15 protein-coding genes and 1 pseudogene are annotated in these 14,931 nt (G+C 66.5%); 6 read left to right on the top strand and 10 right to left on the bottom strand.

Features of this window, described 5'->3' with window-relative positions:
- Positions 1-248 precede the first annotated feature (248 nt).
- Entirely contained in the window at positions 249-1,823 is a 1,575-nt protein-coding gene (locus C8J36_RS08365; RefSeq protein WP_132534902.1) for a helicase HerA-like C-terminal domain-containing protein, read from the bottom strand.
- A gap of 167 nt (positions 1,824-1,990) precedes the next feature.
- Between C8J36_RS08365 and C8J36_RS08360 the strand changes: the two genes are divergently transcribed.
- Positions 1,991-2,410 carry a DUF2780 domain-containing protein gene (locus tag C8J36_RS08360; RefSeq protein WP_347360157.1) on the top strand — a complete coding sequence of 140 codons (420 nt, stop codon included), beginning with the start codon at positions 1,991-1,993 and terminating at the stop codon, positions 2,408-2,410.
- 58 nt (positions 2,411-2,468) lie between these two features.
- Here the strand turns inward: C8J36_RS08360 and C8J36_RS08355 are convergent, their stop codons facing one another.
- The gene (locus C8J36_RS08355) at positions 2,469-3,305 is read right to left on the bottom strand and encodes an aldo/keto reductase (RefSeq protein WP_132534111.1); all 837 of its coding nucleotides are present in this window, start codon (positions 3,303-3,305) and stop codon (positions 2,469-2,471) included.
- A gap of 192 nt (positions 3,306-3,497) precedes the next feature.
- Positions 3,498-4,682 carry an MFS transporter gene (locus C8J36_RS08350; RefSeq protein ID WP_132534109.1) on the bottom strand — a complete coding sequence of 395 codons (1,185 nt, stop codon included), beginning with the start codon at positions 4,680-4,682 and terminating at the stop codon, positions 3,498-3,500.
- Between the two features lie 156 nt (positions 4,683-4,838).
- Between C8J36_RS08350 and C8J36_RS08345 the strand changes: the two genes are divergently transcribed.
- The 3 genes and pseudogenes from C8J36_RS08345 to C8J36_RS25285 all read left to right on the top strand — a co-directional run.
- The gene (locus tag C8J36_RS08345; RefSeq protein ID WP_132534107.1) at positions 4,839-5,756 is read left to right on the top strand and encodes a LysR family transcriptional regulator; all 918 of its coding nucleotides are present in this window, start codon (positions 4,839-4,841) and stop codon (positions 5,754-5,756) included.
- Positions 5,757-5,863: 107 nt separating this feature from the next.
- Positions 5,864-6,754, top strand: a complete 891-nt coding sequence (locus C8J36_RS08340) for a gamma-glutamylcyclotransferase (RefSeq protein WP_245506501.1) — start codon at positions 5,864-5,866, stop codon at positions 6,752-6,754.
- 62 nt (positions 6,755-6,816) lie between these two features.
- Positions 6,817-6,891, top strand: a pseudogene (locus C8J36_RS25285) (gamma-glutamylcyclotransferase); the annotation flags it as partial.
- Between the two features lie 116 nt (positions 6,892-7,007).
- Here the strand turns inward: C8J36_RS25285 and C8J36_RS08330 are convergent.
- The gene (locus tag C8J36_RS08330) at positions 7,008-7,619 is read right to left on the bottom strand and encodes a hypothetical protein (RefSeq protein ID WP_132534105.1); all 612 of its coding nucleotides are present in this window, start codon (positions 7,617-7,619) and stop codon (positions 7,008-7,010) included.
- 133 nt (positions 7,620-7,752) lie between these two features.
- Between C8J36_RS08330 and C8J36_RS24835 the strand changes: the two genes are divergently transcribed.
- Positions 7,753-7,902, top strand: coding sequence for a hypothetical protein (locus C8J36_RS24835; RefSeq protein WP_165915002.1), 150 nt, complete (start codon positions 7,753-7,755; stop codon positions 7,900-7,902).
- A 28-nt stretch (positions 7,903-7,930) separates the two neighbouring features.
- On the opposite strand, the gene C8J36_RS08325 is transcribed toward C8J36_RS24835, so the two are convergent.
- The 4 genes from C8J36_RS08325 to C8J36_RS08310 all read right to left on the bottom strand — a co-directional run bounded on the left by C8J36_RS08325 (position 7,931) and on the right by C8J36_RS08310 (position 11,065).
- Complete coding sequence (locus C8J36_RS08325) at positions 7,931-8,326, bottom strand: response regulator (protein ID WP_132534103.1); 396 nt, start codon at positions 8,324-8,326, stop codon at positions 7,931-7,933.
- Positions 8,327-8,562: 236 nt separating this feature from the next.
- The gene (gene tam, locus C8J36_RS08320; protein ID WP_132534101.1) at positions 8,563-9,348 is read right to left on the bottom strand and encodes a trans-aconitate 2-methyltransferase; all 786 of its coding nucleotides are present in this window, start codon (positions 9,346-9,348) and stop codon (positions 8,563-8,565) included.
- 2 nt (positions 9,349-9,350) lie between these two features.
- Positions 9,351-9,914: a phosphatase gene (locus C8J36_RS08315; protein WP_132534099.1), complete on the bottom strand. Its 564-nt coding sequence runs from the start codon at positions 9,912-9,914 to the stop codon at positions 9,351-9,353.
- Positions 9,915-10,024: 110 nt separating this feature from the next.
- The gene (locus C8J36_RS08310; protein WP_132534097.1) at positions 10,025-11,065 is read right to left on the bottom strand and encodes a zinc-dependent alcohol dehydrogenase family protein; all 1,041 of its coding nucleotides are present in this window, start codon (positions 11,063-11,065) and stop codon (positions 10,025-10,027) included.
- 261 nt (positions 11,066-11,326) lie between these two features.
- Here C8J36_RS08310 and C8J36_RS08305 point away from each other — a divergent pair, with 261 nt between their 5' ends.
- Complete coding sequence (locus C8J36_RS08305) at positions 11,327-12,211, top strand: branched-chain amino acid aminotransferase (RefSeq protein ID WP_132534095.1); 885 nt, start codon at positions 11,327-11,329, stop codon at positions 12,209-12,211.
- Between the two features lie 218 nt (positions 12,212-12,429).
- Here the strand turns inward: C8J36_RS08305 and C8J36_RS08295 are convergent, their stop codons facing one another.
- Positions 12,430-13,164, bottom strand: a complete 735-nt coding sequence (locus C8J36_RS08295; protein ID WP_165915029.1) for a hypothetical protein — start codon at positions 13,162-13,164, stop codon at positions 12,430-12,432.
- 158 nt (positions 13,165-13,322) lie between these two features.
- Positions 13,323-14,672: a hypothetical protein gene (locus C8J36_RS08290; RefSeq protein WP_132534091.1), complete on the bottom strand. Its 1,350-nt coding sequence runs from the start codon at positions 14,670-14,672 to the stop codon at positions 13,323-13,325.
- Positions 14,673-14,931: the final 259 nt, after the last annotated feature.

Below are 14,931 nucleotides of genomic sequence, written 5' to 3'. Positions count from 1 at the left end.
CGGGCGGTGATAGATCGACGTTGAAAGAGAAGATTGAACGGCGCGTTGCGCGGGAGCAAAGCTCAAAATGCAAGATCGATAGACATGAGATAGACGATCCCCCCGACAATTGCAAGACGTCGGCAATAATTTGCGGAAGCGCCCGGCCACGCCGGCCAGCGACCCCCATGTGGCAAAGTCTTGGAACCATGGGGAAAACCGGGGCACTGCCGGCCGCAACGACTTTGATGCGACCCGCCAAGTCGCGCCTAGCGCTTCAAACTGCCGAGAATGCCGCGCACCAGCGCCCGGCCGAGCGAGGAGGCGACGGTTCGCGCCACCGTCTTCATGGCGGCCTCCACCACGGTTTCCCGCTGGTAGCCCGTGGCGCGCGGTCTGTCGGCCGTGCCCGCGCGCGTCGGCTTGGGGGCCGGTGCGGCATCGTCGCCGAAGCCCGGCAGCGTCCAGCGGCTGCCGCCTGTGGCGGGCTCCTGCCCGTCGGAGGTCTCCGCCTCGCGCGCAGCGTCGGCCTGCGCGGCCTTGGCGGCGCGGGCGGCGAGGATCTCATAGGCTGATTCGCGATCGATATCCCGGTCGTAGAGGCCGGCAACCGGGCTCTGGGCCATCACCTGCGCCCGTTCCGCATCGGTGAGCGGGCCGACCCGGGCCGAAGGCGGGCGGACCAGCGTGCGCTCCACCATGGCGGGCGAGCCCTTGCCCTCCAGCGTCGAGACCAGCGCCTCGCCGGTCGAAAGCTGGGTGATTACTGCGGCGCAGTCGAAGGCCGGATTGGGGCGGAACGTGTCGGCGGCCGTCTTCACCGCCTTCTGCTCGCGCGGCGTATAGGCGCGCAGCGCATGCTGCACCCGGTTGCCGAGCTGCGCCAGCACGGTTTCCGGCACGTCGAGCGGGTTCTGCGTCACGAAATAGACGCCGACGCCCTTGGACCGGATCAGGCGGACCACCTGTTCGATCCGCTCCAGAAGCACTTTTGGCGCGTCCTTGAACAAGAGGTGCGCCTCGTCGAAGAAGAACACCAGTCGCGGCTTGTCCGGGTCGCCCACTTCCGGCAGTTCCTCGAACAGCTCCGACAGCAGCCAGAGAAGAAAGGTGCCGTAGAGCCGCGGGTTCATCATCAGCTTGTCGGCGGCCAGCACGGAGATCGTGCCGCGCCCCTCGGGCGTCACCCGCATGATGTCGGTCACCTTCAGCGCCGGCTCGCCGAAGAATTGCTCGGCGCCCTGCTGCTCGAGAATGAGAAGCTCACGCTGGATCGAGCCGACGGAGGCCTTGGAGATCAGCCCGACGGTGGCCGAAAGCGCGCTCGCATTCTCGCTCATATAGGTCAGCAGCGCCCGCAGATCCTTGAGGTCGAGCAGCGGCAGGCCGCCTTCGTCGGCGATCTTGAAGGCGATGTTGAGTACGCCTTCCTGCGCGTCCGTCGCATTCATCAGGCGGGAGAGCAGCAGCGGCCCCATCTCCGACATGGTGGTGCGCACGCGGTGGCCCTTTTCGCCGTAGAGATCCCAGAAGATCACCGGAAACTGGGTGAAGTCATAGGGATCGAGCCCGATCTCGGCGGCGCGCTTGAGAAGGAAATCCTTCGGCTCGCCCCGGGCGGCGATGCCCGAAAGGTCGCCCTTGATGTCGGCGCAGAACACCGGCACGCCGGCGGCCGCAAAGCCTTCGGCCAGCACCTGCAGCGTCACGGTCTTGCCCGTGCCCGTCGCGCCCGTCACCAGCCCGTGGCGGTTGCCGTATTTGAGCGTGAGATATTCGGGCTTGTTCAACGTGTCGTCCGGCTTGCGGCTCGTGCCGAGGTAGAGCATTCCGGGCTGCAGCAGTGCCATGTCGGGATCCATTCGCTTGTTTGGCCGGGATACTATACGTTGTCCGCAAGCAGACAAGCACGCTGTTTGCCCGGTACCGGATGCTCGCTTCGCGTCGGGCGAGGCATCCCGGAAAACCCCGCCGGACGGCTTGATTTCTCCGCCGGGATCTTTACGTAGACGTGAACGTAAAATCTCTTGCCGAGGAGAAGAGCATGAGCGAACTGGTCACCCGCGTATCCGACAATGTCGGCATCGAGCCGGACAAGGCGGAAAAGGCGATCGGCATGATGCTGGGCTTCCTGCAGCGCGAAGCCGATGCCGGTCCCGTCGCCCGCATGATCGAGGCCGTGCCCGGCGCGCCGGAACTCGTCGCCCGCTTTAACGGCGAAGGCGCGAAGCCCGGTCTGCTCGGCAAGGTCATGGGCGCGGTCGGTGGCGGCGTCATGGCGCTCGGCCAGCAATTGATGGGCGAAGGCCTCTCCATGGGCGAGATCACCGGCCTCGCCAAGGAAATTCTCGCCTATGCCCGCGAGCACGCCGGCGACGAAACGGTCGACGCGGTCATCAACTCGGTCCCGGGCCTGCGCCAGTTCGTCTGAGGCTGACGGCGTAGCCGCGGATCGAAAGACCCGCGGCGCCATCTCTAGTACCGCCCTTTTACGCTGCCTCGTCCCATTTCGGCGCGAGGTGGCCGGGGTTGACGATGCGGCCGTCGGTGCGGGCAAGGGCGTGGATGGCCTGCATCTCCTCGGGCGAAAGCGCGAATTCGAAGATTCCGAGATTTTCGGTCAGCCGCGCCTCCGTCGAGGTTTTGGACAGCGCGACGACGCCGTCCTGCTGGATCAGCCAGCGCAGCACGACCTGCGCCGCCGTCTTGCCGTGGCGGCTGCCGATGTCGTTGAGCACGGGGTCCTTCGGCACCTGCCCGTCGGCCATGGCGTAATAGGCGGTGATCGACTGTCCGAGGTCGCGCGCCGTCTCCAGCACCGTCCTTTGATCGATATAGGGATGATACTCGATCTGGTTGGTCGACATCGGCGCGTCCGACAGGCGGCTCGCCGCGCGCATCGCCTCCGTGTTGAAATTGCTGATGCCGATATGCCGCGTCTTGCCGGCCTTCACGGCGGCGTTCAGGCCTTCGATCTGCTCTTCGAGCGGCACGGTGCTTCCGCGCGGCCAGTGCAGGAGCAGCAGGTCGACATGGTCGGTCTTCAGCTTGCGCAGGCTCTCGTCCACCGACTGCGCAAAGCTCGACCGGGCATAGCGCTCCGGCCAGACCTTGGTGGTCAGGAAGATCTCGTTGCGGGAGACGCCGGATTGCTGGATCGCCGTCCCCACCTCCGCCTCGTTGCCGTAGATCTGCGCCGTATCCACGTGGCGGAAACCGCGCTGGATGGCTTTCGGCACGATCTCGAGAACCTCGGGTCCGGGCATGCGGAAGGTTCCGAAGCCGAGAGCGGGGATCTCGGCACCATTGGCTTTGACATGTTGCATGACGATGTTTCCTCAGTCGAATGGCCCCGGCCATGGGTCGGCAGGGGCAGGAAGGGGCGGCACTGATCCTCCACAAGAGGATGCTGAAATGCCGGTAAGGGATTCAAGAGACTGTTTTTCCGGCCTGCAAGCAAACGCGCTGCACCGAAGAGAACGTAATGTCTCGGAGCCATGGAGGTTCCGCAAAACCGGTCAGGCGCAGACCGGCGCTGCGGCTGCCGGCCGGCGATCGAGATGGCCGCTGATCAGCGTCAGCCCCAGCGCGCCGAGCACGATCAGCGCGCCCACCCAGGGCGTGGCGCCGAGGCCGAGCGAGGAGGCGACGGTGAGGCCGCCGATCCAGGCGCCGGCGGCGATGCCGAGGTTGAAGGCGGCGATGTTGAGCGCCGAGGCGACATCGACGGCCGCCGGGCGATGCTGTTTTGCGAGTTCCACGACATAGAGCTGCAGGCCCGGCACCGTGGCGAAGGAGAGAAAGCCGAGCGCGGTCAGCGTGACGAGCGCAGGGATGGTAGCACTCGCCGTAAAGGTGAGCAGGAAGAGAACGAGCGCCTGCGCCGTGAACAGGGCGGCGAGCGCCCGCACCGGATTGCGGTTGGCGAGACGCCCGCCGACGAGGTTTCCGGCCGCGATCGCCAGCCCGTAGAGCACCAGCACGAGGCTGACGGCCGAGGCGGAGAGGCCGGTGATCTCTTCCAGAAGCGGCGCCAGATAGGTGAAGGTGACGAAGGTGCCGCCATAGCCGAGCGCGGTCATGCCGAAGACGAGGAGCAGCCGGCCGCTGCCGAGAACCTTGACCTGGTCGAAGAGCCGGGCGGGCGGGCTCGACGGCAGATCGGCCGGCAGCAGCAGCGCGAGGGCGGCGAAGGCGACGGCACCGAGCCCGGCCACGGCGGCGAAAGTGGCCCGCCAGCCAAAGGTCTGGCCGATCAGCGTGCCGAGGGGAACGCCGGTGACGATGGCGACCGTCAGGCCCATGAACATCATCGCAATGGCCGACGCCCGCCGGTTCTCGGGCACCAGCCCCGCCGCGATCGTCGCGCCGACCGAGAAGAACACGCCATGGGCAAAGGCCGAGAGCACGCGGGCGACGAGCAGCAGACCATAGCCGGGCGAGAGTGCCGCGAGCGTATTGCCGAGGATGAACAGCGCCATCAGCCCGAGAAGCAGCGGCTTGCGCGCGATGCGGCCCGTGAGCGCGGTGAGGATGGGGGCGCCGAAGGTGACGCCGAGCGCATAGATCGACACGATCAGGCCCGCCATCGGCAGCGTGATGTCGAGATCGCGGGCGACCGTCGGCAAGAGGCCGACGATGACGAATTCGGTGGTTCCGATCGCATAGGCGGCGATCGTCAGAGCAAGCAGGGCAAGGGGCATGGCAGCCTCCGGGATGGTCAAAAAGGGTTGCGCGGCAGCCGCGTCGGGATGGGCCCGTGCGCGGATGGAGGAGATATAGCCGGTGCCCGCTTGTGCGATAATCCGGTATATTGGACAATCACCTGTGATTTCAGTTCACGAGAGGGGCGAACGAGAATGGACAACCGGGCCGGCGAGATGGAGGTTTTCGTGGCGGCCGTGGACGGCGGCGGCTTTTCGGCGGCGGGTCGCAGGCTCGGCCTGTCGCCGTCGGCCGTCAGCAAGCTCGTCGCGCGGCTGGAGGACCGGCTGGGCGCGCGGCTTCTGGTGCGCACCACCCGCACGCTGCAGCCGACGCCGGAAGGCGAGCTCTATCTCGCCCGCGCCCGCGCCATCCTTGCCGAGATCAACGAGACGGAACGCCTGATCGCCAGCGGCACGCAGGCCGTGCCGCGCGGCGTGTTGCGGGTCAGCGCGCTGATGGCCTTTGCCGAGCGCCATATCCTGCCGCTGATCGGCGAGTTCCGCAGTCTCTACCCGCATGTGCTGATCGATCTGTCGCTGAGCGACGACGTGGTGGATCTTGTGGGCGACCGCACGGACATCGCCATCCGGTCGTCCGGCGCGCTCCGCGACAGCTCGCTGAAGACGCGAAAGCTGCTCGACAGCCACCGCCTGCTGGTGGCATCGCCGGCCTATCTCGCCCGCCACGGGACGCCGCAGGTGCCGGCGGATCTCGCGCGCCATGCCTGCCTCGGCTTCAACATTCCCGGCATGCGCAGCGAATGGCCGTTTCTCGATCCGCTCAGCGGCGCGACGATCCAGCGGCCGTTCGAGCCGGTCGTCCTCGTCAATGCCGGCTTCGTCATGCGCACGCTCTGTCTCGACGGCGTCGGCATCGGCCGCATCGGCGCCTTCCACATCCAGCGGGATGTCGATGCCGGGCGTCTCGTGCCGCTGTTGCAGGCGCACCGCCCGGCCGACCGGGAGACCATCCATGCCGTCTTTGCCAGCCACGAGCATCTCGCCGCCCGCATCCGCGCCTTCATCGATTTCCTCGTTGCCCGCATCGACCCCGCCCAGTCGTCATCGTGAACGACACCTTGAAAGGCCAACCGTACGAGCCAACTTGACAAAACCGCCGCTTCCCCCTCCGATAGGGCGACGAGGAGGCCCCGATGTCCGCAAGGAAACGTGCTTCCATGTCCGAAACCCCCGCCGCCGCGCCGCCATCTCTTCAGACTCGCTCGGGCGCCAGGCAACGGCAGATGTCGCTGACGCCGGAACTGGTCGCGCTCTGCTATCGCGACGAGCCCGATCCCGGTCTCGATGCGCGGCTGACGCCGATGGAGGACGAGGACTACCGGGCGCTGGCGCGCGATCTCGACGCGCAGTCGGGCGGCGCGCCGCTCTGGGTCTTTGCCTATGGCTCGCTGATCTGGAAGCCGGAATTCGACCCGGTCGAAAGCCGCCGCGCCACCGCCTATGGCTGGCACCGCGCCTTTTCGCTGAAGATCGACCGCTGGCGCGGCTCGCGCGCCGCACCCGGGCTGATGATGGCGCTGGAGCGGGGCGGGCGCTGCGACGGCGTGATCTACCGGCTTGCGGATGGCGACCGCATCGCCCAGATCGAGCGCCTGCTGCGCCGCGAACTCTCCTCGCGCGAAACGATCTCCACCGTCCGCTGGATGCCGGTCCGCACGCCCGAAGGCCCAGTGTCCGAAGGCCCGGCGAATACGAATACGAATACGAATACGAATGTGAATGTGCTCGTGCTCGGCTTCTGGCTTGGATCGACCGGCCACGACGCCGTCGCCCGCCTGCCGCTGGAGGAGGTCGCCCGCATCCTCGCCCGCGCCTGCGGCCATGTCGGCTCAGGCGCGGAATATCTCTACAACACCGTGCTCCACCTCGAAGCCGCCGGCATCCACGACCGCAACCTCTGGCGCCTGCAGGCCCTGGTCGCCGAGGAGATCCGCAGCCTCTACGCGCAGGATGGTGCATCGACACCCCTGACGGGAGAGGCGAAAGCCGCGCTGCAGGCAACGCCCGCCATCAAGGTCGGTGCCGAAAAGGCCTGCGATCCGGTCTGAGCCGACGTCCCGAAGACGACGACGCTTTTTAAAGCCCCGGCAGCGGCCACAACGCCATCGCCCGCCTGCCGCTGGAGGAGGTCGCCCGCATCCTCGACCGCGCCTGCGGCCATGTCGGCTCAGGCGCGGAATATCTCACCATGTCGTTTTGCACTTAATCGTGAGATTCCGCTTCAACAGTTTCAATAAAAAAAAGGTCCCATCGATCATCTATCTCCAAATTGTCTGACGCAGTGTAGCAACCTCATAATAATCAAAGGAAAGAATGTATCTTTCCCTCAGGTAGAAAATCGTTGATCTGGTACCGTTCATGCCGAGCGGTTATGGTTCGAGACTCAAATCGATCATCTGATCTCGTCAGGATGATAATTTTTCCGTCGGAATTGGTTTCCGTAAAGCCATCCAGGTAAAGTGCGATATTGTCGAACGCAGCGCCTGTAGAGTCATATCGCCCTGGCGAACCGTTTGCTGACTCCAAAAGCCTCAGCAATTTATCGCTTTCCATCTGAAATATACGTTCACCGCTCAAATTGATTTGATCAGCCTGCTCCGACGCAATAATCGATTGAAGTCTGCCATTCAAATAATCGAGTACAAGAGAACGTCCCGCCAGCGTTTGCGTAATAACCGTGGCGTCATCTGCAGATTCATCAACGTGATCTTTATCCTTGGCGAGCTCATCATCTGAAAAATACTTGCTAAGAAAATCATCGTTGTCATCAGCCACGCCGGGAGTTATCCGGTTCGTGGATGCGGCTTCAACAGCGCCATAGATTTCGCTTAATTTGGCAACGTCGCTCACCGACATCCCGAATTTTAGCTGCGTCAGCCCATCTTTGGGTACAAGCGTCCATTCTTGATCCAAGTTCGTCTCCAACGTCTCTCTGTTGAATCAGACCGTTTTCTCTCAAGCACAATGCGTAACGCATCATCTGGTCTATAGCGTCATCATAACGAGTGGGGTCACCTTGGATGAAGGGCCGCATTCTTACCATTCAGTGCCAAACGACACCCTGGTCGCCGAGGAGATCCGCAGCCTCTACGCGCAGGACGGTGCTTTGACACCCCTGACGGAACAGGCGAAAGCCGCGCTGGAGGCAACGCCCGCCATCAAGGTCGGTGCCGAAAAGGCCTGCGATCCGGTCTGAGCCGACGTCCCGAAGACGACGAAGCTTTTTAAAGCCCCGGCAGCGGCGGCAGCGCGGCGAAGCCCTGGAGGGTGGAGAGCAGGCGGGTGTGGTCGTAGGGTTTCGGGAAGAACACGGCCCGGTCCGGCAGTTGCGCCGCGGCATTGGTGACGGCGCCGGAGGTGATGATGATCTCGATCGGCGGCCAGCGGTCGCGAATGGCGGCGGCGAGCTTCAGCCCGTCCATGCTGCCGGGCATGTCGATATCGGTAAAGACGATGCGGATGTCGAGCCGGGTTTCCAGCAGATGCACGGCCTCGTCGGCATTGCTGGCTTCCACGACGGAGAATCCGGCCTCCTCGATCAGGTCCACCGCCATCATCCGCAGCAGGGGCTCGTCTTCCACCACCAGCACGACCGGCATCGGCGCCTTGGACTGTCCCATGATCTCAAACCCCCCGGCACACGGGCGCGAGCGGTGCGGTGGCACCGTGCGGGACGAGGGGAAAATCGAAGCGTGCGATCATGGATCACGATGTCTTGAGCGGAAAGCGAATGCTCTGTTTTGAAGCGGGGCGGCGAGGCAGGCAAGCAATTTCGCAGATGAACGGCGTTTTTCACATCATGGCTCTGTATGAAGCCGGCAAAACGCACCGGAACGACCGCTGGTTCCGCCCCGCATCACGCCGGCGCGTGGCCGTTGCGCTGCGCGATCAGAAACAACCGGGGGAAGCGCAGAAGCACGCGCCCGTCGGCAAGCGGCGGATAGTCGGCGGCCACGCGCTGGAGGTAGCGCGCGAGGAATGTCGGGCGGAGATCCTCGGAAAGCGGCGCGAGATAGGGGCGCAGGCCGGTGCCCTTCACCCAGTCCACGATCGCCTCCGGCCCCGCCAGCCGGTGATAATAGATCGTGTGCCACACATCGACGCGGCCGCAGACGGGCGACAGAAGATCGACCAGCCGTCCCGGCGCAGGCAGGCCGCTCCGGTTCGGCTGCGCCGCGCCATAGGCCTCGGCAAAGAGCGGCTCAGCGGCGATCTCGCGCATGGCCCGGTGCGTCGGCTCCTCCAGATTGTCGGGCATCTGCACCGCAAGCACCCCGCCCGGCGCGAGCATCCGGGCGAGCCGGTCGATGGCGACGAGAGGGTCCGGCAGCCATTGCAGCACGGCATTGGCGAAGATCAGCGCCGGCGGGGCGGGCGCCTGCCAGTCGTTGAGGTCTGCGTGCTCGAACGGGATCTCGGCCAGCCGTTGCCGCGCGGCGGCCAGCATGTCCGCGTCGCTGTCGATGCCGGTGAGGGGCGCGGCCGGAAACCGTGCGGCGACCAGCGCCGTCGAATTGCCCGGCCCGCAGCCGATGTCGAAGATCGGACCGTCCGGCAGGTCCGGAACCTGCGCCAGCAGATCCCGCGCCGGCCGCGTCCGCTCGTCCTCGAAAGCCAGATATTGCGCCGCCGACCAGGCCATGCTCACCCCTTTGCCGGTTTCCAGGCTTTTGCCGGAAAGCGCAGCGCCTGCCGGGCGAGCTTGCCCTTCAGCCCGAGCGCGGTATCGCAGAGGCCGACGACATGCCGGTTCGGCTTGGCATCCGGCCGCAGCGCATGCAGCGCGGCGGCGGCCGATTCGGGGTCCATGTAGCGCGCGAGAATGCCGAGCGTCAGCGCCGTCGATCGGCCGATCCCGCGCAGGCAGTGGATCAGCAGCCGCGCATCCGCCGGCAGTCCGTCGATGAAGGCGAAGGCCTGCGTGATGGCGGGCAGTCGCGCCGCGTCCCGCTCCTCCGGGTCCATCGTGTCGCCGAAGATCAGCTGCAGATGCCGGTCTTCGGGAAGGTCGATCATCGACAGGAGCTTGGTGTCCGGCGCGCGGATGGAGATGAGATGCGTTGGCGCCCAGAGCGCGCGATTGTGCCGCGCCTCGGTCTGCGAACTCACCATCATCGACAGCGGCCAGCCGTTCCGGTGATGGGGATTGGGAAGCAGCACCGGCGAAAAAAGAACGTCCTCATCCGGTGTCTGCGCTGCGCGTGCCATGATCCACCTCGTGATTCTCTGCCTGCCCCGGCGGGTAAATTAGCAGCGGGAACGGGACCGAGCCAAGGGTCCCGGGCGGAAATTCCGGTCGGCGCTCCGGCGCGCGCGCGTCAGAACGTCGTGATGACGCTGATGCCGAGATCGGTGGACGTGTCCATCGTGACGAGCGCGGGCACGGCCTCGTCCAGCGAGAGATGCCGGCCGATCAGCTTCTGCGGCGCGAGCTTGCCCGACGCCACCAGCGCCAGCATCGCCTCGTAGCGCCAGGCCTGCATGCCGTGGCTGCCATAGATCTCCAGCTCCTGGCCGATCACCTGCGCCATCGGGATCTGCGGCGCCGCGTGGTCGCCGAGCATCAGCCCCACCTGCACATGCCGGCCGCGCCGGCGCAGGTTGCGGATGGAATTGAAGCAGGTGACGGGCGAGCCGAGCGCGTCGATCGACAGATGCGCGCCGCCGCCGGTGATCTCGCGCACGGCCTCGGCGATATCGCCGGTCTGCGTGGCATTGATGGTCTGCACCGCCCCGATCTCGCGGGCAAAGGACAGTTTCGTGTCGGCAATGTCGATGGCGATCACGTTCGCGCCCATGGCCGAGGCGATCATGACGGCCGACAGCCCGACGCCGCCGGCGCCGTGCACGGCCACCCATTCGCCGCCGCGCACCCGGCCCTGGTCGACGATCGCCCGGAAGGCGGTGGCAAACCGGCAGCCGAGGCTTGCCGCCGTCGCCGCATCGATGTCGTCGGGCAGCCGCACGAGGTTCTCGTCGGCAAAGTCGATCGCGACAGATTCGGCGAACGAGCCCCAATGGGTGAAGCCCGGCTGGAACTGGTCGGGGCAGACCTGCTGGTTGCCGGAATGGCACTCCGCGCAGCGGCCGCAGCCGGACACGAACGGCACCGTCACCCGGTCGCCGACCGTGTAGCGCATCACGCCGCGGCCGGTGGCGACGACCGTGCCGGCAAGCTCGTGGCCGGGCACGTGCGGCAGGCGGATATCGGGATCATGGCCCATCCAGCCGTGCCAGTCGCTGCGGCAGAGGCCCGTCGCCTCCACCTGGATGACCACGCCACCGTCCGTGGGCGTCGGGTCCGGCACGTCGCGGATCTCCGGCGTCTTGCCGAACGTGTCGAAATACATGGCGCGCATGGCGGTCTCCGCAGGTTTGGGGGTGCTTGAGGTTTCAGAGCGTTGCACGTGCCTAGCGCAAACGACGCCGGCGGGCAAAGCCGGTAAGTCCGGACGATCAGAAGTTTTGATCGATCCATTCACCCCTGTTCTCCGATTTCGGGCTATGCGACAAGACGGATCGAGAGTGCAGGGCGAGCGACCCGTGCCGGCCCGGCATCGATCCCGACGCGAGCATTCGAGAACGACAACGAGAACGAGAACGAGATTAAGGAGACCATCATGGCCGTCGACACGTCACCGCGCAGCACCACCTGGACCTTCGTCGATGGCGAATGGGTGACGGGCAACCCGCCGCTGATCGGGCCGACCTCGCATGCCATGTGGCTTGGCTCGACCGTGTTCGACGGCGCCCGCTGGTTCGACGGCATCGCGCCGGATCTCGATCTCCACTGCCAGCGCGTCAACCGTTCGGCGCTGGCGCTCGGCCTCGATGCGCTCGTCGCCGCCGAGGATATCGAAGGCCTCGCCTGGGAGGGCGTCAAGAAGTTCGACGGCCGCACCGCGATCTACATCAAGCCGATGTACTGGGCCGAACACGGCATGCCGGGCTCGGTGGTGGCGGCCAATCCCGCATCGACGCGCTTCGCGCTCTGCCTGTTCGAAGCGCCGATGAACACGGCCCAGCCGTCCTCGCTCACCGTCTCGCCCTTCCGCCGCCCGAGCCCCGAAGTCGCGGTGACCACGGCCAAGACCGGCAGCCTCTACCCCAATTCCGGCCGCATGATCCTGGAGGCCCGCGCGCGCGGCTTCGACAACGCGCTGGCAAAGGACATGAACGGCAATGTCGCGGAAACCGCCTCGTCCAACATCTTCATGGTCAAGGACGGCATCGTCTTCACCCCGCTCGCCAACGGCACCTTCCTCGCCGGCATCACCCGCTCCCGCGTCCTCACCCTGCTGCGCCGCGCCGGTCTCGACGTGCGCGAGACGACGCTGACGGTCGAGGATTTCCTCGCCGCCGACGAGATCTTCACCTCCGGCAATTTCTCCAAGATCGTCCCCGTCGTCAGGCTCGACGACCGGCATTTCCAGGAGGGCCCCGTGGGGAAAAAGGCGCTCGAAGTCTACATGGACTGGGCCCATGGCAACGGGTCGGATTTCTGAGCGGTCAAGAGAGCGGGGAGGCGGCCCCTCATCCCGCTGCCGCGACCTTCTCCCCGTTCTCACGGGGAGAAGGACCCCCGAACGGCCGCCCCATCTCTCTCAGCCCCGTTCTTGTGGGGGGACGTGGAGCGGGCGTTGGCCACATCTCCCTTCGCCCCGCAGGCGGGGAGAAGGTCGCGGCAGCGGGATGAGGGGCTGCTCCGCCCAAAACACCCCGCTCAGGGCGCCGCCGCTGCAGCCTCCGCACCGGTCGTCAAGGCAAAGTCCCGCATCTCCTTGACGCTGAGATAGGCCAGCCGGTCGGGCGCCGTTTCCATGGCGCGTTGCCAAAGGCCGGGCTTGATGCCCATGGCGTCGAGGTGGCGGGTGACGGTGGCGGTGGTGCGCTGCGCTTCGGACATGGCCATTTCCGGCGAGAGCTTTTCGCGCGAGCCGTTGAAGACCTGGTGCACGCCGACGACGGCGCCCTCCGCCGCGGTCCGCTCCACCCCGCCCGACAGCACGATCGGGCAGGAGGAGGCGCAGAGCGCGCCGATGTCGACCAGCGTGTTCAACTGCCGCTCGCGGATCAGCTTCGACATGGCGAGCGCATCGCCGACGGAGCCGCCGGGCGAATCGAGGCTCACCACTTTCACATATTCGCCGCGCGCCTCGATTTCCGTGGCGAACCGCGCCGCCGCGCCGGGGTCGATCGCGCCCTTGGCGAGCAGCACGCCGCCCGGCTGCAGCTCGAAGCGGATCTCCTGCCGGAGGACGTCCGGATCGGTTTTCACCTCGCCGGGCGCATCCTCCGGCTCGCCGGTGGTGAGCGCCGGCGGCAGCACCGGTTCGCTGGCCGGGCTCGCCGGATCGGTGGCGGGCACGAGAGCGGCCTGCGTGCTGATCGTGCGCCAGTCGATCAGCACGAAGACGACCGCGGTTGCCAGCAGTCCGTAGAAGAAGGCGCGCATCATCTGCCCGTCGTCCAGCCGGGCGAGACGTCGCAGCGTCCGCCGCGCGGTGGCGGCGAAGGATTGGCCGGCGGGCCTGCGCCGATCCTGCAGCACGCTCGCTCTCTCCGGGCGTGCCGGTCTCTCGCCGCCGGCGGGTGTGCCGTCGTCCGCGGTCAGGCTCATGCGGGCGTTCCGGCGCGCGGCGCCCGGGGCGGGCCCTTCGAGGCGATGTCGAGGCTCGTGATATTGGTCGGCTCCGCTGTTTCCGCCCCGTCGAGATCCACAGCGTCGCCGCTGCGGTCCGCCAAAACCTCGGCCCGCACGATCGCCTCGATATCGACCCCGCTGCGGGCCAGCGCCTGCTGCACCGCCATGGCGTCGAGAAGCTCGGCCGCGGTGATGCGCTGCGCGAACGGCAGGGTCTCTTCCTGCCGGCGCAGCGCCGCATGGACGATGGACAGCATGAAGACGAGGACGGCGGGGAGCAGGTCGATCGAGATCGCGCCGGCCCAGCTCGGAATGAAGTCCGAGGCGTAGCGCAGCACCGCCTCGGCGGAGGACAGCGGCACGAAGCGCCGGTCGGCCACGGGCTCGCGCGCGAGAATCTCGTCCGCCGCCGTCGACAACACTTTGGATTGCGCAGCCACGGAGGAGCGGATCGTCTCCATCACCCGGTCCTGCCGGTTGGCAAGGTCCGGCGCATCGCCATCCGCGATCGGCGCGATGAAGCCGAGGGAAAGGTCTTCCGCCGCGCGCTTGACGGAGGGCGCGATGGAGGTCTGCTGCAGCGACGTGATGACGCCCGACAGCGCCACGACTTCGGCCGAGAACTGGTCGGCGCGCGGGTCGATCGCGCCCGGGGCCGAGACCAGCGTGCGCATCGTCTCCAGACGCTTGCGACCGTCGTCGAACAGGGTGGTGACGCGCTCGCGCGAGGCGGTGATGCCGTTTTCGAGCTCGGTCAGCTGCGCGGCCATCTGCGACAGGAGCTGCACGACGCTGCCCGCGCCGGTGGTGCCGGTCAGGGCGCCGGTCTCGCGCTCCTGGTCGGCCAGCCTCTGGAAGCGCTCCTGCGTCCGCTGGATGTCCGGCAGCAGGCTCTGGGCGGCCAGCGCATTCTGGTGCGCCTTGTCGAGATCGGCCGTGTAGTCCTCCAGCGTTTCGGCCAGATGCTGCTCGAGGGCGGCCGATCCGGCAAGCGCTGCCGCGTTCAGCCAGCTCGACATGGCGATGATCATGGCGCAGCCGAGCGCCATCACGCCGATCATCGCGCCCCGCCCGGCGGTGCCGGTGACATGCGGATAGAACCGCGCCATGTAGCTCCAGAACGCATAGATCGCGACGGAGACGGCGGAGGAATAGATGAGCGCGGCGAAGAACACGGCGGTGGCCGACCCGTCGAGGATCGAGCGGACGCCGAGATAGGTATAGACGCCCGAGGCGAGCGCCAGCACGGCCAGCGCAAACCGCGTCATGGTCTCGACGGCCTCGATGCCGTCCTGCAATCGATGCGAAGCGCCTAGCGCCATGGAGCATTCCCCCGGGTTTCGAAAGTCTTAACAGAGGCTTAAGAAACGGGCGAAATGAAGGCCCGCCGGTCACAACTGCGGGAGGGAAGGGCAGGCTTTCCAAGCTGACAGACGTCGGGTCACGAAAATCCGGGTCGAGCCCGGAAGGACGCAAGGGGGAGGCCCGTTCCATCACGGCCGTCGCCACCCCGAACACGCGCCGCCGCCGCCGCCCAGCCTCGCCCGGAGAAAACCATTCCGCGCGGTGCGGTGAATTTAG

Source organism: Rhizobium sp. PP-F2F-G48, from assembly GCF_004342335.1.
Taxonomy (GTDB): domain Bacteria; phylum Pseudomonadota; class Alphaproteobacteria; order Rhizobiales; family Rhizobiaceae; genus Ferranicluibacter.
Note: the sequence above shows the minus strand (reverse complement) of the source record. Positions and strands in the feature narration are given on the sequence as shown.